At 74.1% G+C, this 26454-nt stretch carries 18 protein-coding genes, 5 tRNA genes and 1 riboswitch; of the genes, 9 read left to right on the top strand and 14 right to left on the bottom strand.

Annotation, left to right across the window (positions count from 1 at the left end):
• Positions 1–62 precede the first annotated feature (62 nt).
• Complete coding sequence (locus tag ABT034_RS05165; RefSeq protein ID WP_351211357.1) at positions 63–2132, top strand: sigma-70 family RNA polymerase sigma factor; 2070 nt, start codon at positions 63–65, stop codon at positions 2130–2132.
• Here the strand turns inward: ABT034_RS05165 and ABT034_RS05160 are convergent.
• Together ABT034_RS05160 and ABT034_RS05155 are read right to left on the bottom strand one after the other, a co-directional pair.
• Positions 2119–5385 carry an AfsR/SARP family transcriptional regulator gene (locus ABT034_RS05160; RefSeq protein WP_351211355.1) on the bottom strand — a complete coding sequence of 1089 codons (3267 nt, stop codon included), beginning with the start codon at positions 5383–5385 and terminating at the stop codon, positions 2119–2121. The genes ABT034_RS05165 and ABT034_RS05160 overlap by 14 nt on opposite strands.
• 198 nt (positions 5386–5583) lie before the next feature.
• Positions 5584–7782 carry an asparagine synthase-related protein gene (locus tag ABT034_RS05155; protein WP_351211412.1) on the bottom strand — a complete coding sequence of 733 codons (2199 nt, stop codon included), beginning with the start codon at positions 7780–7782 and terminating at the stop codon, positions 5584–5586.
• Positions 7783–8352: 570 nt separating this feature from the next.
• On the opposite strand from ABT034_RS05155, the gene ABT034_RS05150 reads away from it, so the two are divergent.
• The 4 genes from ABT034_RS05150 (at position 8353) to ABT034_RS05135 (ending at position 13326) form a co-directional block, all read left to right on the top strand.
• Entirely contained in the window at positions 8353–9804 is a 1452-nt protein-coding gene (locus ABT034_RS05150) for an NsdA family TPR-like regulatory protein (RefSeq protein ID WP_351211353.1), read from the top strand.
• Between the two features lie 106 nt (positions 9805–9910).
• Complete coding sequence (gene lhgD / locus ABT034_RS05145) at positions 9911–11095, top strand: L-2-hydroxyglutarate dehydrogenase (RefSeq protein WP_351211351.1); 1185 nt, start codon at positions 9911–9913, stop codon at positions 11093–11095.
• 55 nt (positions 11096–11150) lie between these two features.
• Positions 11151–11921, top strand: a complete 771-nt coding sequence (gene trmB, locus ABT034_RS05140; RefSeq protein WP_351211349.1) for a tRNA (guanosine(46)-N7)-methyltransferase TrmB — start codon at positions 11151–11153, stop codon at positions 11919–11921.
• Between the two features lie 73 nt (positions 11922–11994).
• Positions 11995–13326, top strand: coding sequence for a PrsW family intramembrane metalloprotease (locus ABT034_RS05135; RefSeq protein WP_351211347.1), 1332 nt, complete (start codon positions 11995–11997; stop codon positions 13324–13326).
• A 57-nt stretch (positions 13327–13383) separates the two neighbouring features.
• On the opposite strand, the gene ABT034_RS05130 is transcribed toward ABT034_RS05135, so the two are convergent.
• From ABT034_RS05130 to ABT034_RS05110, 5 genes are all read right to left on the bottom strand, one after another.
• Positions 13384–14544 carry a M23 family metallopeptidase gene (locus tag ABT034_RS05130; protein ID WP_351211345.1) on the bottom strand — a complete coding sequence of 387 codons (1161 nt, stop codon included), beginning with the start codon at positions 14542–14544 and terminating at the stop codon, positions 13384–13386.
• An 11-nt stretch (positions 14545–14555) separates the two neighbouring features.
• Positions 14556–14702: riboswitch (cyclic di-AMP (ydaO/yuaA leader) on the bottom strand.
• A gap of 201 nt (positions 14703–14903) precedes the next feature.
• Entirely contained in the window at positions 14904–16115 is a 1212-nt protein-coding gene (locus ABT034_RS05125; protein ID WP_351211343.1) for a PP2C family protein-serine/threonine phosphatase, read from the bottom strand.
• A 140-nt stretch (positions 16116–16255) separates the two neighbouring features.
• Entirely contained in the window at positions 16256–16996 is a 741-nt protein-coding gene (locus tag ABT034_RS05120; RefSeq protein WP_351211341.1) for a MerR family transcriptional regulator, read from the bottom strand.
• 117 nt (positions 16997–17113) lie between these two features.
• A tRNA-Met gene (locus ABT034_RS05115) sits at positions 17114–17187 on the bottom strand.
• 64 nt (positions 17188–17251) lie between these two features.
• A complete protein-coding gene (locus ABT034_RS05110) occupies positions 17252–17746 on the bottom strand; it encodes a rhodanese-like domain-containing protein (RefSeq protein WP_351211339.1) in 495 nt (164 codons plus the stop codon).
• A 205-nt stretch (positions 17747–17951) separates the two neighbouring features.
• Between ABT034_RS05110 and sigJ the strand changes: the two genes are divergently transcribed.
• On the top strand, positions 17952–18893 hold the full coding sequence (gene sigJ / locus ABT034_RS05105; protein ID WP_351211337.1) for an RNA polymerase sigma factor SigJ: 942 nt from the start codon (positions 17952–17954) through the stop codon (positions 18891–18893).
• Between the two features lie 18 nt (positions 18894–18911).
• Here the strand turns inward: sigJ and ABT034_RS05100 are convergent, their stop codons facing one another.
• The 7 genes from ABT034_RS05100 to ABT034_RS05070 form a co-directional block, all read right to left on the bottom strand.
• Positions 18912–19541 carry a phosphatase PAP2 family protein gene (locus tag ABT034_RS05100; protein WP_351211335.1) on the bottom strand — a complete coding sequence of 210 codons (630 nt, stop codon included), beginning with the start codon at positions 19539–19541 and terminating at the stop codon, positions 18912–18914.
• A complete protein-coding gene (locus ABT034_RS05095; RefSeq protein WP_351211333.1) occupies positions 19538–21022 on the bottom strand; it encodes a diacylglycerol/lipid kinase family protein in 1485 nt (494 codons plus the stop codon). The genes ABT034_RS05100 and ABT034_RS05095 overlap by 4 nt, the downstream gene beginning before the upstream one ends.
• A 133-nt stretch (positions 21023–21155) precedes the next feature.
• Positions 21156–21725, bottom strand: a complete 570-nt coding sequence (locus ABT034_RS05090) for a hypothetical protein (protein ID WP_351211331.1) — start codon at positions 21723–21725, stop codon at positions 21156–21158.
• Positions 21726–21912: 187 nt separating this feature from the next.
• Positions 21913–21985: transfer RNA gene (locus tag ABT034_RS05085), tRNA-Lys, on the bottom strand.
• 189 nt (positions 21986–22174) lie between these two features.
• Entirely contained in the window at positions 22175–24511 is a 2337-nt protein-coding gene (locus tag ABT034_RS05080) for a DEAD/DEAH box helicase (protein WP_351211329.1), read from the bottom strand.
• A gap of 197 nt (positions 24512–24708) precedes the next feature.
• Positions 24709–25458, bottom strand: a complete 750-nt coding sequence (locus tag ABT034_RS05075) for a hypothetical protein (protein WP_351211327.1) — start codon at positions 25456–25458, stop codon at positions 24709–24711.
• Positions 25459–25598: 140 nt separating this feature from the next.
• On the bottom strand, positions 25599–25949 hold the full coding sequence (locus ABT034_RS05070) for a metallopeptidase family protein (RefSeq protein ID WP_187622110.1): 351 nt from the start codon (positions 25947–25949) through the stop codon (positions 25599–25601).
• Between the two features lie 104 nt (positions 25950–26053).
• Here ABT034_RS05070 and ABT034_RS05065 point away from each other — a divergent pair.
• From ABT034_RS05065 to ABT034_RS05055, 3 genes are all read left to right on the top strand, one after another.
• Positions 26054–26126, top strand: a tRNA-Glu gene (locus tag ABT034_RS05065).
• 39 nt (positions 26127–26165) lie between these two features.
• Positions 26166–26239 (top strand) — tRNA-Asp (locus tag ABT034_RS05060).
• A 52-nt stretch (positions 26240–26291) separates the two neighbouring features.
• A tRNA-Phe gene (locus ABT034_RS05055) sits at positions 26292–26365 on the top strand.
• Positions 26366–26454: the final 89 nt, after the last annotated feature.

Below are 26454 nucleotides of genomic sequence, written 5' to 3'. Positions count from 1 at the left end.
CCGCGCTCTGTGGCAGGCTTGGCCGGTGTTCAGGTCTGAGCATGCGTACGGGGGCTTCCGCGATGAGCGGTGACGGTCGGGACGAACCGCTGGACTACGGCGGTGCCGCCGAGACCGGGGGACTGCCCTCCGGGCAGGTGCCGAGTCAAGGTGGACCGGAAGGCTTCTCCGGCAGCCCGGACACGGCGGCCGAACTGTTGGACGCGAGCGTGCCGCCGCAGCGCGAGGGCAAGGTGTCCGGGTGGCGGACGGGCGCCGTGGCGGGTGGCGCGGGAGCGCCCCCGGGGGTCTTCGCCGATGCCGACGCGCGGGATCACGAGCACGCGCACCAGCACGAGCACGAGCACGACACCGTGCTCCCGCCGCCCGTCGAGCTGCCGCCCTCCGACTCCGAGCTCGTCCAGCTCATGCGGGACGGCGACGACTCCGCGTACGAGGAACTGTTCCGCCGCCACTCCGACGCCGTGCGCCGGTACGCCAGGACCTGCTGCCGGGACGCGCACACCGCCGACGACCTGACCGCCGAGGTCTTCGCCCGCACCCTCCAGGCGGTGCGGGGCGGGGCCGGGCCCGAACAGGCCGTACGCGCCTATCTCATGACCACCGTCCGGCGGGTCGCGGCGAACTGGGCCAGGACGCAGAAGCGGGAACACCTCGTCGAGGACTTCGCCCTGTTCGCGGCGGACGCCGCCCGCTCCTCCGAGTTCTCCGACCAGGACACGCTCGAACTGGGCGCGGACGTGCGGGCCATGCACGAGGCCGAGCAGTCGCTCGCCATGCAGGCCTTCCGTTCGCTGCCCGAGCGCTGGCAGGCCGTCCTCTGGCACACCACCGTCGAGGAGGAGTCGCCGAGCGAGGTCGCGCCGCTCTTCGGGCTCACCGCCAACGCCACGGCCGTCCTCGCCAGCCGCGCCCGCGAGGGACTCAAGCAGGCCTACCTCCAGGCGCACGTCAGCCAGTCCCTGACGGCCGGCGGCGACTGCGCGCGGTACGCGGACCGGCTCGGCGCCTACGCGCGCGGTGGCCTGCGGATGCGCGCCGAACGCGGACTGCGCAAGCACCTCGACGAGTGCGCCAAGTGCCGGCTCGCCGCCGGTGAGCTGGCCCATGTCAACGCCGGGATCCCCGCGCTGCTGCCGATCGCCGTCATCGGCTGGTTCGCCGCCGGGTACTCGCTCAAGGCGGCCGGTGTCGTCGCGGGAGGCGCCGTCGGCGCGGCCGGTGCGGGCGCCGCGGCCGCCGCCTCCGGGTCCTCGGGAGGCGCGGCCTCCGGAGGCGCCGCCGCCGAAGGGCTCGGCGCGCCCGCGAAGGCCGGTATCGCGGCGGCCATGGCCGTCGCCGCGGCCGCAGGGCTCGTCTGGGCCATGGCCGGGGACCCGCAGCCCGTGGCCGCGCCCAAGCCGAAGCAGCCGGTCGTCACCCCCGTCCTACCGGCGGAGCCCGCGCCCCCGCCGAAGCCGACGCCACCGCCGGAGCCCGTACCGCCGCCGCCCGTGACGTCCGAGCCGCCGGTGCCGACCCCCACGCCGAGCCCGCCGAAGCCCTCGCCGACCCCGAGTCCCGAGAAGCCGTCGCCGAAGCCGCCGCCGCCGAAGCCCACCCCCACGCCGACACCCACCCCCACTCCCCCGCCGACGCCGACGCCGAGCCCCGAGAAGCCGTCGCCGAAGCCGAAGCCGCCGCCCCCGCCGCCGTCGGTCTACCAGGTCAACGAACTGGATTACGGCATCTTCGGCGACGGCACCAAGCCCGAGGTCGCGCTCTCCGGCAGCAGCTGGATGTGGCCGCGCGAAGGCCTCTCCATCGCCGACACCCCGTACGCGCACGGGGTGAGCGTCCAAGCACCTTCGTCGCTGATCATCGACCTCAACCGGCAGTGCACGCGTTACGACGCGGTCGTCGGCGTCGACGACCTGAGCGCCCCGCTCGGCGTCGGCGGTGTCCGCTTCTCCGTGTACGGGGACGAGGAGCGGCTCTGGCGGTCCGACGTGGTCCGGCCGGGCGACCCGCCGGTCCCGGTCCGGGTCGACATCACCGGCCGCGGCACGCTCCGGCTCGTGGTGGAGGAGCACACGCCGTTCGGGCGCGCCCTCGTCGCCGACTGGGCCGAGTCCCGGATCAGCTGCTCCTGACGCCCTCCCGGGCGGTGGCGGTCACGGTCTCCGCGAGGGCCAGGACCTCGTCGACGCCGAGGCCCGTGCCCGCCGCGCGGGCGGCGGCGAGACCCGCCGGGCCGAGCGCGGCCAGCGCCCGGGCCGTCACCTCCTCGATCTCCTGGAGCCCCGGGACCGAGCGTGGCGTCTCGTCGAGCCAGCCGTCGACGGCGGCCAGGACCATGACGGCGCGGTACGGCTCGGCCGCGTCCACCAGGGTCACGGCGAGCCCCTCCGCGAGGCCGACGGCGACGAACTCCGCGCACTGCGCGTCCCGTGCGTTCCGCAGCGCCTCGGCGGCCGTGGCCACGGCGGCGGCGCCCCGGCCCTCCCGGGCCTCCACCCGGGCGAGGAGCCCGAGCATCACCGCCGCGAAGTGCGGCGGGGGCGCGCCGGTCGCGACCGTCCGTCCCGCCTCGTCCACCTGGGCGCGCGCCTCCGCGGCGTCGCCGCGGTGGAGGGCGAGGGCGGCCCGCAGGAAACGCACGTACACACTGCCGTCGCGCACATGGTGGCGCTCGGCCTCGCGGGCGGCCTCGTCGAGGCCGTCCTCGGCGGCGGCCGTGTCGCCCTTGCGGTAGGCGAGTTCGGCCAGGCGGGCCAGGAGGAACGGGGACTCGGCGTGCGCGCCGACCTCGCGGGCCAGGCGGAGGGCCTCCACGTACGCCTCGCCGGCCTCCTCGTGGCGGCCGCGTGCCATATGGGCCTCGCCCGCCGCGCTCTCGATCTGGGCCCCCATCCAGCGGTCGCCGACGCGCCGGGCGAGGACCCGGAGTTCCGCCAGGTCCTCGTCGACACCGGGCATGCCGCCGGGCATGTCGACGACCATGTGCGTACGGAACATGAGGCTGACGCCGACCTCCCAGTCGCCGCCGTGGCGGCGGCAGTTGGCGACGGCCACGTCGAGGAGCCGCCGTATCGCGACCGGTTCCTCGGTGAGGTACGCGGTGAACGGCCACAGCAGCCCCGGGAAGCGGGCGCCCTCGGGGCCCGGCCGGTCGCCGAACGCGGCCCGGACGCGCCGCACGAGCACGATCCTCTCCGGCTCCTGGTAGTCGCCCATGGTGTGGCTCTCGACCGCCAGGAAGAAGTGCAGCATGCGCAGGTGCATGCGCGGCCAGTACCGGGGGTCGGCGGGGTCGTCGGGGTCCTCGCCCAGCGCGACCGCCCGATCGACCCAGTTCAGACCCTCGGGGCGGTAGTTGCGCAGCCACCAGAACCAGCCCATGGCGAAGACGAGGCGGTGGGCGGCGGCCTCGTCGGGGGAGGTGACGAGCGTGCGGTGGAGGGCGGCGCGGATGTTGTCGAGGTCGCGTTCGATCCGGTCGATCCACGGAAGCTGCTCGCCCGAGCGGAGCCGGGGCTCCGCTGCCTCCGCGAGGGCCGTGAAGTGGGCGGTGTGGCCGGCCTCGGCGTCGGCGAGGAGGGTCGGGGTCTCGGCGGCGCGCTCGGCCGCGTACTCGTGGATGGTCTCCAGGAGCCGGTAGCGCATCTCGCCGCCGTCGGTGGGGGTGGCGACGACGAGGGACTTGTCGACGAGGGCGCCGAGGGAGTCGGCGGCGCGCGGGGAGAGGGCCTCCGCCGCGGCGAGGTCCCAGCCGCCGGCGAAGACCGAGACCTGGCGGAGCAGGGTGCGTTCGTCCGGGTCGAGCAGGTCCCAGGACCAGTCGACGACCGCGCGGAGGGTCTGCTGGCGGGGCAGGACGGTGCGGGCGCCGGAGGTGAGGAGCCGGAAACGGTCGTCGAGGCGGTCGGCGATCTGGCGCGGGGTGAGCAGCCGCAGCCGGGCCGCGGCCAGTTCGATGGCGAGCGGCAGGCCGTCGAGCCGGCGGCAGATCTCGTCGACGGCCTCGCCGCCGTCCCGCGCGAGGTCGAAGGCGGGGCGTACGGCACGGGCGCGCTCGGCGAAGAGACGGTGGGCCGGGTCGGGCGGGAGGGGCTCCACGGGGCGGACCGCCTCGCCGGGGACGCCGAGGGGTTCGCGGCTCGTGGCGAGGACGCGGAGCTGCGGGCAGTGGGTGAGGAGGGTCTCGGCGAGGGCGGCGGCCGCGTCGATCACGTGCTCGCAGTTGTCGAGGACGAGGAGGAGGGGGCGGCGGGCCAGGTACTCGACGAGGTGGGCGGTGGGGTCGTCCTGGAGGGGTACGCCCTCGCGGGTGAGCAGGTTGATCTCGCGGAGCCGGAGCGCGGAGAGGACGGCGCCGGGGAGCGCTTCGGGGTCGTCGAGCGGGGCCAGTTCGACGATCCAGGCGGCCGGCCCTTCGACCGCCCGGAGCGCGGCCTCCTCGGCGAGCCGCGTCTTGCCGGATCCGCCGGGTCCGGTGAGCGTGACGAGCCGGGAGCGGGCCAGGTCGGCGTGGAGCGCGGCGAGTTCGGGCTCACGGCCGACGAAGGAGGTGAGGCGGGGGCGGATGTTGCCGGGGGCGGGGGGCTTGGACGCGGGTGCGGCCGGTTCCGCCGGTCCGTCGTCGCGGGGGCCGGAGCCCGTACGGGGTCCCCGGGCGGGTCGGGGCGGCGGGGCGGCGAGGAGTTCCCGGTGGAGGGCGGTGAGTTCGGGGCCCGGGTCCGCGCCGAGGGCGTCCGCGAGGGTGCGGCGGGCCGACTCGTAGGCGGCGAGGGCGTCGGCGTGGCGGCCCTCGGCCCGCAGGGCGCGGATGAGATGGGCGCGGAAGGCCTCGTCGTACGGGTACGTGGTGGTGAGCTCGGTCAGCTCCGGTACGAGTCCCTCGGTGGCGCCCCGGCGCAGATCGGCCTCGACGCGCCGGCGGAGCGCCGCGAGCCGCTGGGCCTCGGGCCGGACGCCGGCCGGGTCGGGCAGGTCGGCGAGGGCGGGGCCGCGGAAGAGGGCGAGGGCGTGGCGGAGGAGGGCGGCGGCGGTGTCGGGGTCGCCGGCGTCCAGGCGGGCGACCGCGTCCCTGACGTGGCGCTCGAAGACGTACAGGTCGATGTCGTCGGGGTCTGCGACGAGCCGGTAGCCGGGGCCCGGGGTGGAGGCGACGGCCTCCCTGCCGAGGATCCGGCGGAGGCGGCCGACCAGGGCCTGGAGGGCGGCGGGCGCGTCCTGCGGCGGGTCGTCCCCGTACACGTCGTCGGCGAGTTCGGCGGCGGAGGCCGGCCGTCCGCCGCGCAGCGCGAGCGCGGTGAGGAGCGCGCGGAGCCGGGCGCCGCCGAGGGGGAGGCGGGTGCCGCGGGGGTCGAGGGCCTCGGTGGTGCCGAGGATGAGATACCGCACCGGGTCATTGTGTCCGGTGGGTGGCGCGTACGCCTCGGGGTTTACCCGGGTGCGGCCTCGGGGTCGGGCCCTCGGAACGCGGAGGTGTCGAGCTCGAAGCCGAGGGGGTGGGGAAGCGCGACGGTTGTCCCCAGCTTGTGGATGGACTTGCGGCCGTAGTCGCCACCGGAGATCCCGGAACGGACGGCGGCCTCGCCGTCACGCCGGCAAGGACCTCGACGCCGGGATCAAGGGGCCCTGGACCGCTCGGTGGGCGCGGGGTTCCGTCGTGTTGGTCCAGCAGGAGCCTCGGCGGGACAGGAGGCGGCGGAGCCAGAGCTCGGTGGAGACCAGGTCGGCCAGGCCGTCCAGGGGGACCGGTTCGCCGTCGGCCGCCGCGCGGAGGGCCTTGCGGACGACGCGGGCCTCGATCAGGCCGGCGTCGGCGAGGAGCGGGGCGTCGAAGAGGGCGAGGAGCTGGGGCAGCGCCGCACGCAGGCCCGCGCGCGTGGCGGCCGACGGGACCGCCGGGTGCGGGGCGCCCCAGCCCGGCGGGAGGTCGTGGACGCCCGCGCCGGAGAGGACCGTGCGCAGGACGCCCGCGCGTGCGTCCGGCTGGACCCGGAGCGATTCCGGGAGGGCCCGGCAGGCCCGTACCACCTGGTTGTCGAGGAAGGGGGCGTGCAGGCGCTGGCCGCGGATCTCGGCGGCCTGTTCGAGCACCCGGTGGTCGGCCGCGGCGCGCACGAGCGCCGCACGCGCGCGTGCCTCGCCCGGACGCTGGACGGACGTCGGCAGGGTCGCCGCCCGGTTCAGGCGAACCGATACTTCAGCCAGCGCCTCCCCCGTCAGCCACCGTGCCGCCGGCCCCGGCCGCGACCAGGTGAGGGCGGACAGGGACGCCTCCAGGGGGCCGAAGCCGTCCGGCGCCGTGCGGTTCGCCTCCAGGACCCGCTGGGCCGCTGCCTCCAGACCCGTCCGGTACGGGGTACGCGCCAGCTTCCGCGCCGCCCGGTACACGGTCAGCGGCACGAGCAACGAACCCGCTGACGGCCCCGACGCCTTGGCCAGCGCCGTCACGGGACGCACCAGGGAGCGGCGCCTGCGGTCCATCAGGAGGTCGGCCAGGCGCGCCGGGTGCGCGTCCAGGACCTGCTTGGCGCCCATGCCGGTGAAGTGGTCGGCGCTGCCGCCCGCGAGCCGTCTCCGGTGCCGCTCGGCCGTGACGAGCGCGGGCCCCGGCTCGTCGGTGAGCGGCCCGTCGAGGGCGGCGTACGGGAGTGCCTCCTCGCCCCCCGCGACGACCACGTGGTGCAGGCGCGGGTCGGCCGCTATCTCCCCGGCCCGCTTCAGCTCGTCCGCACGGCTCGAACCGGTCCGCGTCACCAGGTCGTTGAAGGTGACCGCGAGCAGCCGCTCCCCCGCGCCCGTGCCGTGGCCGATGATCGTGCCCGGCACCCCCGGGAGCCCCGCCGCGAGCAGCGCGAGCGTGCCGGAGGCGCTGCCGCCGGACAGATCGGCGCCGATGCCGGGCGCCGGACCCGCTCCCCGGGCGGCCCGCCGGTCGGCGGGCCCCATGCCGGGGACGGGGCCCGGGTCGGGAAGCGCGGCCTCCGGCGCGTGCCGGGGGGCGGTGAGCCGGGCGCGTACGGCCTCGACCAGGGCGTCCCTTACCCCTTCGACGGCCTGCCGGGGGTCCGTCTGGGCCGCCGCGACCGCGAGCGAGGCGACCTGTTCGTACCCGGTGATCTCGCGTGCGCCCTCCCGCAGGATCAGCGCGTGGCCGGGCGGCACCCGTCGGACCCCCTCGTACGGGGTGGAGTCCCGCAGCGCCTCGGGGGTCTCGGGGCAGGCGAGCAGCGCGGCCAGGTGGCCGATGTCGAGCTGGGCCTCGACGAGGTCGGCGAGCGGCAGGGCCGCGGTGGCGAACGCGGTGCCGCCCTGCCACGGGGTGTGGAACACGGGGCGGGCGCCCGCGAGATCGCCCGTGACGGTGAGGCGGCGACCGGCCTTGACGACCGCCGTGTAGCTGCCGGGCCAGGCCGTGAGGTGCCGCAACGCGCCCCCGCGCGCGGTGAGCAGGCCGATCCGGAGCTCCTCGTCGCTCGCGGCGCAACAGCCGAGCACGGCGAGGCGGGTGTGGTCGTCGAGGACCACCACCCGCACCTCGTCCGGACGCCAGTCGCCGACCGCCCACAGCGGATCGGGGTCGCCCCACAGGAGTTGTGCGCCCACCGGTTGCACCGTGCGCCCCTCGGTGGCGGAGGGGGAGGGAGCGGAACCGCCGTAGCCGGTTCCGTAGCCGCTGTCGTGGCCGGCGTCGTACGAGCCGTGCGCGCTGCTCCCAGCCCCGTACGAGCGCCCGGCCGTCGTGGCGAAGCTCGCGGCGACACTGCTCCAGCCCACCAGCCATCGCATCGGCGCCTCCACGTCCGTTTCGGTGGGAGACATGCTGCCACGACAACGGCGCACGGGGCGGGGTCCGGGTGCACGCGTACGAAAGCCGAATGCGCCCCTGGCATGGGCCAGTTGACCACCGGCGTCATTCGGCCAAATATCGACCCTCCCCGGCGGGGGTGGAAGGCGTCCGGGCATCCGCCCGCGCACAGCCGTTCCCACCGGTCACCGGCAGCCCGGGAGGCGCTCCCGCCTCCCGGTGCCGTCCGCCGCCCGCGGGGAGCGGGGCGGCGGTATCCCCCAGCCCACTGGTCCGGGACACCCTTCCCGGCCGAGTGGGCCGACCCACGCGTTCCCCATGGAAGCGCTCCCCCGGCGGCCCGGAGAGAGCGCACGGCCGGGCGCACGGCCACACGGCAGGAGCACGATCCGGCCCACCGGCCCGACCCATCGGTCTTTCACACAACAATCTCGCCATACGGAACTCCGCCCCTTAACGGTAGGGATGCGGCGAACTACGCTGTGTTTACGAATGCCGCACGCCTATGCCCGGCGTCGTGGCGGCCGTCTGTGTTGTCGAGGGGTGGCGTCATGTCCAGGGAGCAACGCGGGCCGAACGAAAAGCTCGGCACGGTTCTCGCCCTCGCGGGAATCAGCAACGCCGGGCTCGCCCGGCGGGTCAACGACCTCGGAGCGCAGCGGGGCCTGACGCTTCGGTACGACAAGACCTCGGTCGCCCGGTGGGTGGCCAAGGGCATGGTGCCGCAGGGGGCGGCGCCGCACCTGATCGCCGCCGCGATCGGGCAGAAGCTCGGCCGGCCCGTGCCGCTGCACGAGATCGGACTCGCCGACGCCGACCCGGCACCCGAGGTGGGGCTCGCCTTCCCGCGCGACGTGGGCGAGGCGGTGCGCTCGGCCACCGATCTGTACCGGCTCGACCTCGCCGGCCGGAGGGCCGGCGGTGGCGGGATCTGGCAGTCGCTCGCCGGGTCCTTCGCGGTGAGCGCGTACGCGACGCCCGCGTCCCGCTGGCTGATAACCCCCGCCGACCCGTCGGTGGAGCGCGAGGCGCCGGGCCCGGCGGCGGGCCTCTCGGCCGCCGCTGCCGCCACCGTCGCGGAGCACGCGCGCGTGGGCCACAGCGACGTCGCCAAACTCCGCGAGGCCGCCGAGGACGCGCGCCGCTGGGACTCCAAGTACGGCGGCGGGGACTGGCGGTCGTCCATGGTCCCCGAGTGCTTACGGGTGGACGCCGCACCGCTCCTCCTCGCCTCCTACTCGGACGAGGTCGGCCGGGCCCTGTTCGGCGCGACCGCCGAGCTCACCCGGCTCGCCGGCTGGATGGCCTTCGACACCGGCCAGCAGGAGGCCGCCCAGCGCTACTACATCCAGGCCCTGCGGCTCGCCCGCGCCGCCGCCGACGTGCCCCTCGGCGGGTACGTCCTCGCCTCCATGTCCCTCCAGGCCACCTACCGGGGCTTCGCCGACGAGGGCGTCGACCTCGCCCAGGCCGCGCTCGAACGGAACCGGGGCCTGGCCACCGCCCGCACCATGTCCTTCTTCCGGCTCGTCGAGGCACGCGCGCACGCGAAGGCCGGTGACGGGGTCGCCGCCGCAGCCGCGCTCAAGTCCGCCGAGGGCTGGCTGGAGCGCTCCCGGGCGGGCGACGCCGACCCGACCTGGCTGGGCTTCTACTCGTACGACCGGTTCTGCGCCGACGCGGCGGAGTGCTACCGCGACCTGAAGGCGCCCCGCGAGGTGCGCCGCTTCACCGAGCAGGCGCTCTCCCGGCCGACCGAGGAGTTCGTCCGCTCGCACGGGCTCCGGCTCGTGGTGTCGGCCGTGGCCGAGCTGGAGTCGGGCAACCTGGACGCGGCCTGCGCGGCGGGTACGCGCGCGGTGGAGGTGGCCGGCCGGATCTCCTCGGCGCGGACGACGGAGTACGTACGGGATCTGCTGCACCGGCTCGAACCGTACGGGGACGAGCCGCGGGTCATGGAACTGCGGGAGCGGGCCAGACCGCTGCTTGTCGCCCCGGCGTGAGGGGAGCGGTCACCTCTGGGGCGTGACCTGCGTCTCGTGACGTCGCGCGAGGTTTCACGGGATTGTCAGTGGGCCAGTGCACTATCGGGGGTGGGAGGTGGCGCTGGTGTTTGACTGTGACGTGCTGGTGATCGGCGGCGGGATCGTCGGTCTGTCGACGGCGTACGCCCTGACGCGCGCCGCTCCCGGCACCCGGGTCACGGTCCTGGAGAAGGAGCACGCCCTCGCGCGCCACCAGACCGGGCGCAACAGCGGGGTGATCCACAGCGGGATCTACTACCGGCCTGGCTCGCTCAAGGCCCGGTTCGCGGTCGAGGGCGCGGCCGAGATGGTCAAGTTCTGCGCGGAGTGGGACATTCCGTACGAGGTGACGGGCAAGCTCGTCGTCGCCACCGCGCGCGAGGAGCTGCCCCGGCTGCACGCGCTCGTCCAGCGCGGCAGGGAGAACGGCATCCCGGTCCGGGAGCTGGGACCGGCGCAGATCAGCGAGTACGAGCCGCGGGTGCGGGGTCTGGCCGCGATCCACGTCGGCACGACCGGCATCTGCGACTACGGGGCGGTGTCCGAGCGGCTCGCCGAGGCTTCCGGCGCCCGGATCCTGTACGGGGCCGAGGTCACCGTGATCGACCGGCGGCCGTGGGGGGTCGCCGTGCGGACGGCGGACGGGCGGGTGGTGCGGGCGCGGGTCCTGGTGAACTGCGCGGGGCTGCACTGCGACCGGATCGCGCGGCTCGCGGGCGACGACCCGGGCATGCGGATCGTCCCCTTCCGGGGGGAGTACTACGAGCTGGCGGACCCCTCGCTGGTGCGGGGCCTGGTCTATCCGGTGCCGGACCCGGCGTTCCCCTTCCTCGGGGTGCACCTGACCCGGGGCATCGACGGTGGCGTCCACATCGGGCCGAACGCGGTTCCGGCGCTGGCGCGGGAGGGGTACGGCTGGTCCGTCGTCCGCCCGCGCGAACTGGGCGCCACCCTGGCGTGGCCCGGCTCGTGGTCGATCGCCCGGGCGCACTGGCGGTACGGGGCGGGGGAGCTGCACCGGTCGCTGTCGAAGCGGGCGTTCACGGAGGCGGTGCGGCGGCTGCTGCCCGTGGTACGGGAGTCCGACCTGCGGCGGTCTTCGGCGGGGGTGCGGGCGCAGGCGGTGCTGCGGGACGGGACGCTGGTCGACGACTTCCTGATCCGGGAGGCGGCGCGGACGGTCCACGTCCTGAACGCGCCATCGCCGGCGGCGACGGCGTCGCTGCCGATCGGCCGGGAGGTGGCGGGCCGAGCACTGGCCTTGCTGTGACCGGCCCCGCGCCGGGCCTGATGGGGGCCGGGGCGCGCCGTAGAATCGGGGCATTGTGTCTGAGCAGACTGAGAAGAGCCCGTACCCCACCCCGCGCGGCAGCCAGCGGTTCGCCCCCGGCGAGGGGCCCCTGCCCGACCCCGCGGGGTCGCATCACGAGCGCCGTATCCGCAGCTTCCAGCCGCGCCGCAGCCGCGTCACCACCGGTCAGGCCGAGGCGTTGCTGAAGCGGTGGCCCGACTGGGGTCTCGACATCGACGGCAAGCGGGTCATCGACCTCGGCGAGATGTTCGACGGGCTCCCGGTCGTCCTGGAGATCGGCTTCGGCATGGGCGAGGCGACCGCGCAGATGGCCGCCGCCGACCCCGGCACCGGCATCCTCGCCGTCGACGTGCACACCCCGGGCCAGGGCAATCTGCTCGGCCTCGCCGACCGCAACGACCTGACGAACGTCCGGGTCGCCAACGGCGACGCGATCATCCTGCTCCGCGAGATGCTCGCCACGGACGCCCTCGACGGCTGCCGGGTCTACTTCCCCGACCCGTGGCCCAAGGCCCGCCACCACAAGCGGCGGCTCATCCAGCCCGAGTTCCTCGATCTCCTCGCGACCCGGATGAAGCCCGGGGCCGTACTGCACTGCGCGACGGACTGGGAGGAGTACGCCGAGCAGATGCTGGAGGTGCTCTCCGCGCATCCGGACTTCGAGAACACCCTGGCCGACGGCGGATACGCGCCCCGCCCCGACTTCCGGCCCCTCACCCGCTTCGAGGGTCAGGGCCTGGACAAGGGCCATGTCGTGCACGATCTGCTCTTCCGCAGGAAGTGACCACGAGCGGGTGAGCGGGCGATGCGGGTAACTGCGTCGCCCGCTGTCGGTGGGGGTCGTTAGGGTCGCACTCGTGTCGAACCCCGCCCCCGCCGACCAGCCGGAGACCGCTCCCGTCCCCCACCGGGACACCGAGGAGCCGGACTTCCCCGCCGCCGCCGACCGGTCCCAGTGGCGGTACCGGCCACGCCGGGCCTTCTGGCGCAGCCGGCTGGTCCGGGCCGTCGCCGTCATCACCGTGCTCGCGATCTGCGCCCTGCTCATCCTGGCGATGGTCCGCGAGCAGACCGGCACCGAGGGCTTCCTCGTCGGCCTCGGCCTCGCCCTGCTTCCCGTACCGCTGCTGATGGCCGCGTTCCGCTGGCTCGACCGGGTCGAGCCGGGCCCCTGGAAGAACCTGCTCTTCGCCTTCGCCTGGGGCGCCTTCGCCGCCGCGCTCGTCGCGATCCTCGCGAACACCTTCGCGGTCCGCTGGATCGCCACGGCCACCGCGGACCCGGACTCGGCGGACAACCTCGGCGCCACGGTGGTCGCACCGGTGGTGGAGGAGAGCGCCAAGGCGGCCGCGATCCTGCTGCTGTTCCTCTTCCGCAGAAGGAACTTCGGCGGTCTCGTCGACGGGGTCGTGATCGCGGGTTTCACCGCGACCGGCTTCGCCTTCACCGAGAACATCCTCTACCTCGGCACCGCCTTCGGCGAGGACCAGGAGTTCGGCACCTCAGGACTCGGTTCGGTGACCGCCGCGACCTTCTTCGTACGGGTCGTGATGTCGCCGTTCGCGCATCCGCTGTTCACCGTGCTCACCGGCATCGGCTTCGGCTTCGCCGCGCTCGCCCCGCGCGGGAAACGCCTCCGGAAGGTGCTGCTGCCGCTCGCGGGGCTGCTGCTCGCCATGGGCCTGCACGCCGCGTGGAACGGCTCGGCCACCTTCGGCGGCCCCTGGGCCTTCTTCGCGGTGTACGGGGCGCTCATGGTCCCGGCCTTCGGCCTGCTGACCTGGCTCGCGGTGTGGAGCCGGCAGCGGGAGCTGCGGACGATATCCGGCGAGCTCCCGGCGTACGCGGCGGCCGGCTGGCTCTCCCCCACGGAGCCGCTGGCGCTCTCCTCGATGCGGGCCCGTCAGCTGGCCCGTTCGTTCGCGGCCCGGACGTACGGCCCGCCGGCCGCGCGGGCGGTGGGCGAGTACGAGTCCTTCGCGACGACCCTGGCGTTCCTCAGGGACCGGGCCCGGCGCGGCACGGCCGGGCCCGACTTCACGGCCCGCGAGCAGGAGCTGCTCCACCACCTGTGGCAGCGCCGCGAGGTCGCCTCGCCCGCGCTCACGTACGCGGCCAGGGCCACCGGCCGGGCCTGGTCGCCGCCGCAGTACCTGGACTACGACGGCTACAACCCGTACCGGAGCTGAGCCGAGGGCCCCAGGCTCTCGGGCACCCGGGCTCTCGGGCTCTCGGGCTCTCGGGCCTCAGACCGTCAGGCCCTTCGAGCGGAGCCATTCCGCCGGGTCGATGCCGGTGCCGTCGGGCGTGTGCACCTCCATGTGGAGGTGGGCGCCGGTGACGTTGCCGGTGGCGCCGACACGGCCGATCGTCTCGCCGGTGCCCACGGTCTGGCCGACGCCGACCGTCATGGACGACAGGTGGCAGTACCAGACCTCGGTGCCGTCCTCCAGCTCCAGGACGATCCGGTAGCCGTACGAGCCGGACCAGCCCGCCGACTTCACGGTGGCGCCGTGGACCGCCTTGAGCGGGGTGCCGGTGGGGGCGGCGAAGTCGAGGCCCGTGTGGTGACCGGAGGACCACATCGAACCGGACTGCATGTAGGTGGCGCTGACGGAGTACGAGGAGAGCGGCATCGAGTAGCTCGCGGCGAGCTGCGCGAGGCGCTCGGCCTCGGCCTTCGCTGCGGCTTCTGCCTCCGCCTTCGCCTTGGCCTCGGCCTCGGCCTTCGCCTTCGCCTCCGCGGCCGCCTTCTCCGCGGCCTCGGCCTTGGCCGCGGCCTCCGCCGCCGCCTTCTCGGCGGCCGCCTTCTCCGCCGCGGCCTTCTCGGCGGCGTCCGCGGACGCCTGCTGCTGCTCGGCCTGCTGGAGGATGCGGGCGCGCAGGGCCTCGCCCGCGTCGGCGGTGCCGGTCGCCGTCCTCGTGGCCTGCTCGGCCGTCCCCGCCTGCTCGGTCTTCCCGGCCTGCTCGGTGTCGAAGGTCGTGTACGTGGCGGCGGTGAGCGGGTTCGGGTTGGAGCGGGCCGCACCGGCGGCCACCGTGTCGTCGCCGGCGCCCGAGCCCGTACCCGCGTCCTCGTCCGGGAGGAGGTCGCCGACGCCGGGGAGGTCGTGGGCGTCGGGCAGGTTTAGGTCGGGGAGGTCCGGCAAGGAGATGGCCACGGGAGGCTTCTCCTGCGCGGTGGCGAGGCCGCCCGCGCCGACGGCCGCGATGACACCGACACCGAGGACGGTGGAGGAGCGGGCGAAGTTGGACCGCTGCTTGACGACCCGGTGCCGGCCGCCGGAGCGGCTCTGGGCGCGGAGGGAATCCTCGGTGGGGTTCCACTCGGTGCCCGGCGCGGCGGGACCCGCACCACCACCGAAGGCGTCGAAGGGAGCCTCGGGGGCAGGGGTGTTGGACGCCACGAAAGGGCGCTCCTTTCCTTCCTTCTCGCCTACCGGGTTAGCTGACGGGTTCGGAGCAGGAAGGTCTCCTACGGGCACGGTCGCACAGGTGCGAAGGGCCCGATTCACCCCAATTGGTGGTTCCCCGGTTCCTTTTCAGGATTCGGCGCGTGCGCACGGTGCCGCCTCTTGCGGCGGCTGGGACGACCGCGCTGCGTTATCGAACGTTAATAGACGGGGGGTCCTGATTCCAAGCCGTTCCTCTTGATCATTCATTGAATTGGGAGGGAATGGTCCGAGTTGACCGTCCTTCAGGAGGCGCCGCCCAAACCTCCGCGATCTGACGTTATGTCAATTGTTATCGCAGCGACACCTCTCGACTACGACTGGTGACCGGGCCCGCCCGGCGGCACCACCGGCATCGTGCGGCGCCGCTCCGGCTGCCCCGTCGCCGGACGGCTCAGCGCGAGCAGCGCCATGTCGTCCGTCGCCCCGCCGCCCGTGTGCAGCCGTACGTCGTCCACCAGCGCGTCCAGCAACTCCTCGGGCCCCGGGAAGATCCGCCCGGCGAGGCGTTCGCCCGGGTCGTAGAAGACTCCCCCCGCGTTCCGTGCCTCCGAGAGGCCGTCGGTGTAGAAGAGCAGCGTCGCGCCCGGCGGGTACGGCCGCCCCTCGGCCCGGTCCGGCCACACCGCCAGATCGCCCATGCCGAGCGGCAGCGCCGGCTCGGTCGGCTCCAGCGTGTCCAGGCGCCCGTCCGCGTACAGCATCAGCGGCGGCGGATGCCCGCGGTTGACGATCCGTACGAAACCGTCGAAGGTGCCGCTCCCGTCGCCGCGCGGGATCTCGGCCAGAACGGCGGTGGTGAACCCCTCGAAGGCGTCGAGCCCGTCCCTGCGGGTCCCCTCGCGGGCCAGCGCCCGCTCCAGGCGCTGCGCCACGCCCTCCAGGCTCCGCTCCTGCTCGGCCGCCTCCCGGAAGGCCCCGATGACGACGGCCACGGCCTCGACCGCCTCCATCCCCTTGCCCCGGACGTCCCCGACCACGAGCCGCACCCCGTAGGGGGTGTCCTGGACGGCGAACAGGTCGCCGCCGATGAACGCGTCCGCCTGCGCCGCCTCGTAACGGGCCGCGCACTGCAGCCCGCCGATCCGCTCGGCCGGCGTCGGCAGCACGGCCTTCTGGGCGGTCTCCGCGATGACCCGCGCCGAGGCGAGCCGCTCACCGCTCCTCCGTACGACCCGGCTGACGAGGAGGGCCAGCGCGGAGACGGTGAGGACGGTCAGGGTCTCGGTCAGGGTCGGGACCTCGTCGGCGGTGCCGTTGTAGAGGTGCAGCCCGACGGAGGCGAGGACGGCGGCGATCCCGGTCAGGAGCGTCGTGAGGGTGGAGAAGAAGGGCGCGGCGATCAGCGGGGCGGCGGAGAAGAGCGGTGCGGCGGTGTACGCGGGCGGTGTCAGCAGGTCGAAGACGACCCCGCCGGCGATGACCAGCGGCGGCAGCGCGCGGATGAACCGCCGGGCGCGCCCGTACGAGCGGCGGCCCTCACCGCCCCGCCGCCCACCGCCGCCCGCTCCTAGGGGGTGCCCCACCTGTGCTCTCCTGCCCGGTCCGTACCCGGCCGCGGTCCGCACCGCGCCTCTCCAGGGTGGCCGCCGCCCCGCCGTGCGGCGACTTCCGCGGGGCCGACTGGCGTACGGGGCGGCCTCCTCACTCCGGGCGCGCGGTTCCGTCAGAGGTTCCGCTCCGCGTAGATCTCCATCGCGTCCCGGACGAGGACCGCGGTCCCCTCACCGTGCTTGTCGTAGTGCGCGGTGAAGCGCGGGTCGTCGACGTACATCCGGCCGAGACCGATCACGTACTCCTTGCTCGGGGCCGTCGTGTGCGACAGCCACGCGACCTGGCGCCGCGCGATCGCCTGCACCTCGTCGCTGCCGGCGGCGAGGCCCTCCCCGAGCGCCCGGGCGAAGTCGCGGGCGATGCCGGACTGCTCGTCCATGAACGCTTTCCGCTGCCCGGCACCGAGCGAACGCCACCAGCGGTCACCCTGCTCGTACGCGTCGCGGCCCCAGCGCTCGGTGACCTCCTCCTCGTACACCGTGTGGTCGAAACCGTCGAACACTTCGTCGGCCATGAGTGCGTCTCCGTTCTCGGTCTTGTGGAGAGTGGTCCGCACCGACGCGATCTGGCGTCCGATGCGCTCGCGCTCCTGCTCCAGGAGGGCGAGATGGGTGCGGAGGGCGGCGGACGTGTCCCGCTGCCCCGCGAGGACCTCGGCGATGGCGGGCAGCGAGAGCCCCAGCTCGCGCAGCAGCAGGATCCGCTGCAGCCGCACGAGCGCCGCCTGGTCGTAGTACCGGTAACCGTTCGCGCCGATCCGGCTCGGCTCCAGCAGTCCGCGCTCTCCGTAGTGCCGGAGGGTGCGGCTGGTGGTGCCGGCCTTCTTGGCGATCTCTTGGATCGACCACTCCATACCGAGAACGCTAAATCTTGACGTCGCGTCAAGGTCAAGCGGAGAAGTGCCGGGAAACGGGCAATACGACGAAGGCCCGGATCCAGTGACTGGATCCGGGCCTTCGTTGCTACTGAGTAGCGGGGACAGGATTTGAACCTGCGACCTCTGGGTTATGAGCCCAGCGAGCTACCGAGCTGCTCCACCCCGCGTCGGTAAACCTGACTCTACGCTACGGGTGGGGCAATCACGAAATCGGTTTACGTCAGCAACCGATCAGCAGCCGCAGTCGTCCGAGTCGACCGGCGCCGTCAGCGGGTCCGCGGCCTTCTCCGCAGGCCCTTCCCACGTCTCGTACGCGAAGCCCTCCCGCACCCAGTACTCGAAGCCGCCGAGCATCTCCTTCACCTGGAAGCCCAGCTCGGCGAGGGCCAGCGCGGAGCGCGTGGCGCCGTTGCAGCCGGGGCCCCAGCAGTACGTGACGACCGGCACGGACCGGTCGAGCAGCTGGTCGGCCTGCTCGGCGATGAGCGCGGTCGGCAGGTGGAGCGCGCCGGGGACGTGCCCCTGGTCCCAGGAGGCGGTCGACCGCGAGTCGATCACCACGAAGCCCGGGTCGGTGCCCTCGGCGGCCGCCGTGGCGAGCGCAGAGGCCACGTCGGAGACGTCGGCGTGGAAGGCGAGGCTGGCGGAGAAGTACGCGGCAGCGGCGGCGGGGGAGGCCGGCGGCGTGCGGAGTACGGGGTTGACCTGCGTCGTTGTCGTCGTCATGGTGATCAATCTACGGACGAAGATCACCGGCCTGAAGTGAGGATCCACGGTGGTCGGGGGCGGCGGCCGGGGAAACCCGCGCGTTCACCGGGGGGCGGCGTGGATCTCACGTATCGGGACCTCACGGCTTCGGCGCCGGGGCCCGGCCCGCCACCGCAGCCGTGTCACATCGGCGAGGTTTCCTCCGTCATGACGGCATGACGGCATGACGGGACGCGAACGGGGAGAACGACGAGTGGAACAGGACAACGGCACCGACGAACTGCTGGCCCGGCGCTTCGAGGCCGACCGGGGCCATCTGAGAGCGGTGGCGTACCGGATGCTGGGCTCGCTCAGCGAGGCCGAGGACGCCGTCCAGGAGGCCTGGTTCAAGCTGAGCCGCAGCGACGTCAGCGCGGTGCAGAACCTCAGCGGCTGGCTGACCACGGTCGTCGGCCGCGTCTGCCTCGACATGCTGCGCTCCCGGGGCTCGCGCCGCGAGGACCCGCTGGAGTACTACGTCCCCGACCCCGTCGTACGGCTCCCCGACACCACCGACCCCGAGCACGCGGCCGAGGTCACCGAATCCGTCGGCCTCGCGCTCCTCGTCGTCCTGGAGACCCTGGCACCGGCCGAACGGCTCGCGTTCGTGCTGCACGACATGTTCGCCGTCTCCTTCGACGAGATCGCCCGGATCGTCGACCGCACCCCGGCCGCCACCCGCCAGCTCGCCAGCCGCGCCCGCCGCCGGGTGCAGGACGCCACCCCCGCCGCCGGGCCGGACGCGCGCCGGCAGCGGGAGATCGCCGACGCCTTCCTCGCCGCCTCGCAGGGCGGCGACTTCGAGGGACTGCTCGCGGTGCTCGACCCGGACGTGGTGCTGCGCGCCGACGGCGGCAGGGCCCTCGCGGCCGTCTCCAAGATCGTCCGGGGCGCCGAGGCCGTCATCGCGCAGGCCCTCACGTACGCCAAGTTCCGCAGGGCGGCACTGCCGCTCCTGGCCAACGGCGCGCCCGCGGTCCTGTCGGTCGCGAACGGGCGCCCGGCCGCGCTCATGGCGTTCACGATCGCCGGCGACCGGATCGTCGAGCTGCACATCCTGGCGGACCCGGAGCGCCTCGCCGTGCTCGACCTCTCGGAGGAGGACCTGGCCCGGGCCGCGTACTGACGGGCCTCTCCGCCGCGTTCACCTCCCCCGGGCGGCCGACCCCCTGGCGACCGCTCCTCTGAAGGCCGATCCTGTGGCGGCCGACCACGAGGCTCCGGCCGTCAGGGCGACGGCGGCGCTCGCGATGCCGAGGACGGCGCCCGCGGCGACGTCTCCCGGGTAGTGGACGCCGGTGTGGACCCGCGAGTAGCCCACGGCCATCGCCAGGACCTGGAGGGGCACCGCGGCCGGCGGCAGCACCACTCCCACGGCGGTGGCGAAGGCGACCGCCGACGCGGTGTGCCCGGACGGGAACGACGCCGAGTCCGGCATCGGCACATGACGGCCCGCCACCACCCGGGCCGCCTCCCGGTCCGGGCGGTCGCGGCGGACCAGGCGCTTGCCCAGCAGGTTCGCCGTGGCCGAGGCGACGGCGACGGCCCCGACCCCGGCGAGGGCCGCCCGGCGCGGCCGGCCGGGGACGAGCGCGAGGGCGGCCGCCAGGGTGAACGAGATCTTGGAATGGTCGGCCGTGTGGGAGAGCCTGCGGAGCCCCGCGTCGAGCGCGGGGCTCGGGGTGGCGGCCACGGCGGCGTACACGGCGCCGTCGATCGCGCGGAGGTCCCGGAGTACGGCCCGGTAGGGGCTCTCGGTGGTCGTCCCGGTCATGCGCCGCTCCTCGGGTAGGGGTGGGAAGGGTGGTGGAAGGCGATTTCGATGACGCGCCGCCAGTTCATGCGCGGCACGGGGTCGCTGGCACCCGGCCGGTTACGGGGCACGAGGACCCGCAGGGCACCGGGTCGGAGGGTACAGACGACGGGGGTGGGCAGGATCAGCGCCTCGCCGTCGACGGCGACGGCGATGGAACCGGCGTCGACGGAGCCGGAGGCGGGAGAACCGGAGGTGGGAGAGCCGGAGGGGGAGGGGCCGCTGCCGAACCCGCCGTCGGCCGGGGAGTGGCTGCCGCCGAACCCGCCGACGGCCTTCCCCGTCACCACGACCCGGTCGGCCGTCATCACGTTCAGTCCGGCCGACTGGGTGCCCCGTACGGCCAGCTCGGCGGCCTGTGCCGCCCCGTCGACCCGGACGGCGATCACCCCGAGCCGCCCCCGGTCGAGCCGAGGTCTCCGGGCGGCGGCGGCACCGAACGGATCGGGCGCGGCGTACGGGTTGTTGCTGACGAGGATCGCCTGCTGCGCGGGCAGCCGGACGTCGTCGGCGAGGGCGTCGAGGCGGTCGCCCTCACCGCCCTGGAGCAGATCGGGCAGGAGCTCCAGCGCGGTGCCCGCCTTCGCGTCGCGGTACTCGGGGTGCTGGACGACGTCCGCGTACACACCGAAGGAGACCGTGTTCACGAAGGCGCGCCCGGAGACGGAGCCCAGGTCGACGCGGAGTTCCTCGCCGTCGACGAGGGCGTCGAGGCAGGTCGCCGGGTCGGTGCGGTCGAGGCCCAGGTCGAGGGCGAAGTGGTTGCGGGTACCGGCCGAGATGACGAGGAACGGCAGGTCGTGCTCGGCGGCCACGGCGGCGACCAGCGCCTGCGTACCGTCACCGCCGGCCACGCCGAGCAGGTCGGCGCCGTCGGCCACGGCCTCCCGGGCGAGCGCGGTGACATCGCTCTCGGCGGTCTCGTCGAGGAGGATGACCCGGGCGCCCAGCTTCTCGGCGCGCTCGACGAGCCCGAACCGGGCGACCTTCCCGCCCCCGGACCGCGGGTTCATGATCAGTACGGCCCGCCGGGGTCTGGACCGCCGCCGGCCGCGCGCCAGGTCGGTCCGCCCGCCCCTGCCGCCCCCGTTCAGGTCCCGGAGGCGGCGCAGGGCAGCCCGCGCGCAGAGCAGCGCCACGCCCCACAGCCCGAGGGCCAGGAGCGCGGTCAGCCAGAGGCCCCCGACGATGTACAGGCTGAGGACCGCGAGGGGCGCGCCGACGGCGAGCAGGGCGCCGAGGACCCGCAGCGGCCCCCGGTGGGCGAGGAACCACCAGATCCCCACGGCGGAGCAGGCGAGCCCGACGAGCCCGCTGAAGAGGATCAGCAGCCCGCCGGCGCCGAGCCCGGTCAGCAGGAGCACGACCGTCGCCGCGGCCGCGGCCAGCGCCCACCGGGCGAGCCGCCGGGCCTCGCCCAGCGGATCACGGGATCCGTTCACCGTCACCGTCCTACCTCCACACCGGGCGTCCACGTTCCAGCGTCGCCCACGGTCCCGCACGTCCCGCCCCCGGCGGAGGCTTTCGCGACGACAAGATCTTCCCCCGAAACACCGGCCGAACCCCGCGACGGCGTCAGCACCCCTGCACGTCGCCGTCCACCTCGGAACTGACGGCCACCACGTAGCCGGCTCCGGAGTCGAACGCGGGTCCGGGAGGGGTGAGGCCCCCGTACTCGAAGTACTCGGCGGTCGGGAAGAAGACGTCCAGCACCTTCATGTCCCCGTGCCCGCCACGGGTGAAGCACAGCCCGGCAGACTGCCCGGTACGCGCCGCCAGGGCGGGGTCCTCCGGGACCAGCTCCCAGCCGTCGCGCTCCGCCACGGTCCGGTAGTGCCGGAGCACCTGGGCCTGGGTGCCGGGATACGCGTAGACCCGGTCGGCGGCCACCCAGGCGTCACCGCTGTCGGCGACGCACTCGGGCTCCACCTCCTCGAAGCCCCGGAGGACGGACGCTCCGGCGGGCGCGGAGTCGAAGATCCTGAGCGACGCCATCTCCTCGACCAGGGCTTCGCTCCCCTCGCACGTCTTGAGGAACGACGGCGACAGACAGCCGGTGAGCCCTCCGCCCACCAACCCGGCGCACACCAGCCAGACGAACGGGCGGCGCCCAGCCCGTCCGACACCTCTTGACTTCACTCTCATCGCACCCACCCCATGCCCGCGCCGACGGATCGGCCCCCACCCCAGAGCCTGACGTTACGTCACAGCTCGGACAGTCCGACCGGCCACCGCCACGCCCTCCACCGGAAACGACGGAGCGCCCCGACCGGCCGAAACCGATCGGGGCGCTCCACAGCAGGTCAGAGGGTTGCCCCTCCCCCGCCACACGTAGGCCGTGTGGGACTCGAACCCACAACCAACGGATTAAAAGTCCGCTGCTCTGCCAATTGAGCTAACGGCCCGTGGACAAGCACACCCGTGCAGCATAGCCCGAGAGATCCGCAGAACCGATCGGGTATCCGACACGGGCCGGACCGCGCGCCGCGGAACGCAGCAGGGCCCGTACGTCACCGAAGTGTCGTACGGGCCCTGCCGAGTGCTCCAGGCCGCTGGGCCGCTGGGGCTCTGAGCCGTCAGGCCTCTAGGCCGGATCAGCCGTTGCGCTTCCAGCGCGGCTTGTCGTCGCGGCGGCCGAAGGAGCCGCCGGTCGAGCCGGTGCCGCGGTGCTCGCCACCGGCGCGGTGGTCGTCACGGCGGACGAACGGGCGGTCGCCGCCCGAGCGGAAGCCGCCGCCGCCGGCGGGGCGGTCGTCGCGACGGTCACGGTTGAACGGACGGTCGCTGCCACGGTGGCCGCCGGTCGGACGGTCGTTGTCACGGCGCTCGAAGGAACGGCCGCCACGGTCGTCGCGGTTGAAGCCACCGGTCGGACGGTCGTTGTCACGGCGCTCGAAGGAACGGCCGCCACGGTCGTCGCGGTTGAAGCCGCCCGACGGGCGGTCGTCACGGCGGAAACCACCGGACGGACGGTCGTTGTCGCGGCGGAAGCCGCCCGAGGGACGGTCGTCGCGGCGGAAGCCGCCACGGTCGCCACCGCGGTCGTCGCGGTTGAAGCCACCGGACGGACGGTCGTCACGGCGGAAACCACCGGACGGACGGTCGTTGTCCCGACGGAAGCCGCCCGAGGGACGGTCGTCGCGGTTGAAGCCGCCCGACGGACGGTCGTCACGGCGGAAACCACCGGACGGACGGTCGTTGTCCCGACGGAAGCCACCGCGGTCACCACCGCGGTCGCCGCCACGGAAACCACCGCGGTCGCCACCGCGGTCGCCGCCACGGTCACGGCGCTCGTAGTTGCCCCGGTCGTCGCGGGCCGGGCGCTCCTCGCGGCGCTGCTCCTCGGCGCGCGCGGCACGCTCGGCCTCCACGGCAGCCGCCGCGACCTCGGCCTCGGCGGCCTCGGCCACCTCGGCCACGGCCGCCTCCGGGTCCTCGCCGCGCTCGCGGGCGGCGCGGGCCACCAGGCGGTCGGCCTCCTCGCGGAGCTCGACGGCACGGCGCTGGAGGCGCTCGAGCTGCTTGGTCAGGTCGACGACCTCGCGCTCGGCCTGCTTGGCCGAGTTGTTCGCCGAGTCGGCCTGGACCTCGGTCAGGGACCGGGCGCCGGTGATCTCCGCGACCTCCGGCTCGAAGGCGCCGGCGCTCTGGATGATGTGGCGCGAGGCGTCGACGCCCGCGTCCTCCATCAGCCGGAAGATCTGGCGGCGCTGGTGCGGCAGCGACAGCGAGACGACGACACCGGACTTGCCGGCTCGGGCGGTACGACCCGAGCGGTGCAGGTAGTCCTTGTGGTCGCCGGCCGGGTCCACGTTCAGGACCAGGTCGATGCCGTCGACGTGGATACCGCGGGCGGCGACGTCGGTGGCGACCAGCGCGTTGACGTAGCCGTCCTTGAAGTCGGCGAGGACGCGGGTACGGGCGCCCTGCGTCATGCCGCCGTGCAGCGCGTCCGCCTTCACGCCGGACTCGACGAGCTGCTCGGCGATGCGGTCGGCGCCCAGCTGGGTGCGGACGAAGATGATCGTGCGGCCCTTGCGGGCGGCGATCGCGGCCGTGACCGGCGCCTTGTCCTTCGGCTTCACGACGAGGACGTGGTGGGTCATGGTCGAGACGTTGCCCTGGGCGCTGTCGACCTCGTGGCTGACCGGGTCGACCAGGTAGCGCTTGACGAGCGTCCCGATCTCGTTCTCCATGGTGGCGGAGAAGAGCATGCGCTGGCCGCCGGCCGGGATCTGGTCGAACAGCTCGGTGACCTCGGGCAGGAAGCCCAGGTCCGACATCTGGTCGGCCTCGTCGAGGACCGCGACCTGGACGTTCGCCAGGGAGCAGGCGCCGCGGTTGATGATGTCGCGCAGGCGGCCCGGGGTGGCGACGAGGACGTCGACGCCGCGCTCGAGGGCGTAGATCTGGTTGCCCATGGACGTACCGCCGCAGACGACCTTGATCTTCAGGCCGAGCACGTCGCCGTACGGCTGGAGGGCGTCCGCGACCTGCATCGCGAGCTCACGGGTCGGGGTGAGGATGACCGCGCGGGGCTTCTTCTTCTCGGTGTGTCCGCCGGCCAGCTGGGCCAGGGTGGGCAGACCGAAGGAGAGGGTCTTGCCGGAGCCGGTACGGCCACGGCCCAGGATGTCCTTGCCGGCCAGGGCGTCCGGGATGGTCGCGGCCTGGATCGGGAAGGGGCTGGTGACGCCGTTCTGCGCGAGCTTGCGCACGACGCCCTCCGGCAGACCGAGGTCCGCGAAGGTGAGGGTGGGCTCGGCCGGCTCCTCGGCGGAGTCGTCCGCGTCGGTGTCGATCGAGTCGAGGGTGTCGACCATGTCGACGAGGTCGTCGGCCTCGACGTGGACGATCTCGGTGACCTCTACGGCCTCGACGATCTCGTCGTTCTCGGGCATGACGGCGTGGTCAGAGCTGAAAATGGACATGCGAAATGCGAAACCTTCCGGAGTCTCGGCACGCGCCCGTAACTCCGTGAATTCGCAAATCGACCGCCTCAATGCGGTCAGCCACGGCTAGGGAGAGTACGCGCCACACGGCGCTCTTCTGTGTCGGCGCCGGGCAATGGGATCAAACGATCTACCACCATACGCACCCTCCCCCACCTATGGCAAACCGGACTCCGTCACACCGGTCCGACCTGCGGAGATGCAGTCGGCTCCGGAGGCGCTCCCGGCCCGTCCGCCGCCCGCACGTCACCCATCTGGGTGCCGGTCCCGGGGCTCGGCGGATCGGTGGGGTCCGAGGTGGGCTCCGGCGTCGGCTCGGGGGTCGGCTCCGGCGGCTCCGGGGTCGGCTCGGGGCTCGGCACGGTCGGCTCCGGCGTCGGCGTGGCCCCGCCACCGCCCGAGCCGCCCGATCCACCGGAACCGCCCGATCCGCCGGAACCGCCGGCGCCGCCTCCCGCGCCACCGCTCCCGCCGTCGCCGCCCGCGCCGCCGTTCCCGCCGCTGCCGCCGTTCCCGCTGCCCGCGGAGCCGCCCGCGCCGCCGCCCGGGCCGTCATGGCCGCCGCCGGTCGGCTGCGGCTTCGACGGGCCGCCGCGGCCGTCCGGACCCTCCGCGGGCAGCGCCGCGCCCGGCGAGGGCTTCGCGCTGCCGGAAGGCGAGCCGCTCGGCACCGGGGACTCCGTACCGGCGCCGGCCGCCTCCGGGCCGCCCGCGTCCGACCGGCCGTCCCCTGCGCCGCCGTCGCCGCCCGGGGCTCCGGCGCCACCGCCCGCGGACTCGGTCGCCACGCCCCGCTTCCCGCCGGACGCGCCGGGCGCCGGTTTCGCCCCCTCGTCGCTCACACTCATACAGCCGCTCAGACCGGCACAGGCCGCGACGGCCAGCGCGGTGGCGGCCCATCTCACCGGGGTGGGCAAATGGCGCACGGGGGCACCTCCAGGACACAACAGGCAGGAACGGAACGCGTCACCCTGCCCAACTCCCCGGGCGCCACAAGGGACACGGCCCCCCACGAGGCCGCGACCCGAGGGACCACCGCCCCGCGAGGCCGCCCCGCCCAGCCGTATCAGCCGTAGCCGAGCGCGTGCAGCCGTTCGTCGTCGATGCCGAAGTGGTGGGCGATCTCGTGCACCACGGTGATCTCCGTCTCCGCGACCACGTCCTCGCGCGACTCGCACATCCGCAGCGTCGGCCCCCGGTAGATCGTGATCCGGTCCGGCAGCACCCCGGCGTACCACTCACCGCGCTCGGTCAGCGGCGTCCCCTCGTAGAGCCCGAGCAGGTCGGGGTCGTCGGGGGCCGGTTCGTCCTCCACGAACACCGCCACGTTGTCCATCAGCCGCGTCAACTCTGGCGGGATCCGGTCCAAGGCCTCGGCGACAAGCTCCTCGAACTCCTCGCGCGTCATCTCCAGCACGCGCCCATTCTCCCCCGCCGGGAAACCGTTTTGGCGATAGCGGCCGGGATCCCATATGCTTCTGACGTCCCCGACGCGCTGAGAAGCGCGATGGTGGGTCTAGAGCCCTCATCGTCTAGTGGCCCAGGACGCCGCCCTTTCAAGGCGGTAGCACGGGTTCGAATCCCGTTGGGGGTACGCACAACCGTGTGCGAGACTAGTTCTCGCACATAGCAAGGCTCTGTGGAGCAGTTGGTTAGCTCGCCACCCTGTCAAGGTGGAGGTCGCGGGTTCAAGTCCCGTCAGAGTCGCTGAAGCTGGAAACAGCTTCGTCCCCACGCTCTTCGAGCAGGGGATGCCCCAGGCTGGGTAGCTCAGTTGGTACGAGCGATCGCCTGAAAAGCGATAGGTCGCCGGTTCGACCCCGGCCCCAGCCACAAACAGAAGGCCCCGTTCGAAAGAACGGGGCCTTCGTCGTGTGTCCGGAGAAACGGCAGGGTTACGGGGAAGGGGCCCGCGCCCCTCC

The organism is Streptomyces sp. NPDC002773 (assembly GCF_040295605.1).
Taxonomy (GTDB): Bacteria; Actinomycetota; Actinomycetes; order Streptomycetales; family Streptomycetaceae; genus Streptomyces.
The sequence above is the reverse complement of the archived record's forward strand: the minus strand, read 5'-3'. Positions and strand labels throughout refer to the sequence as shown.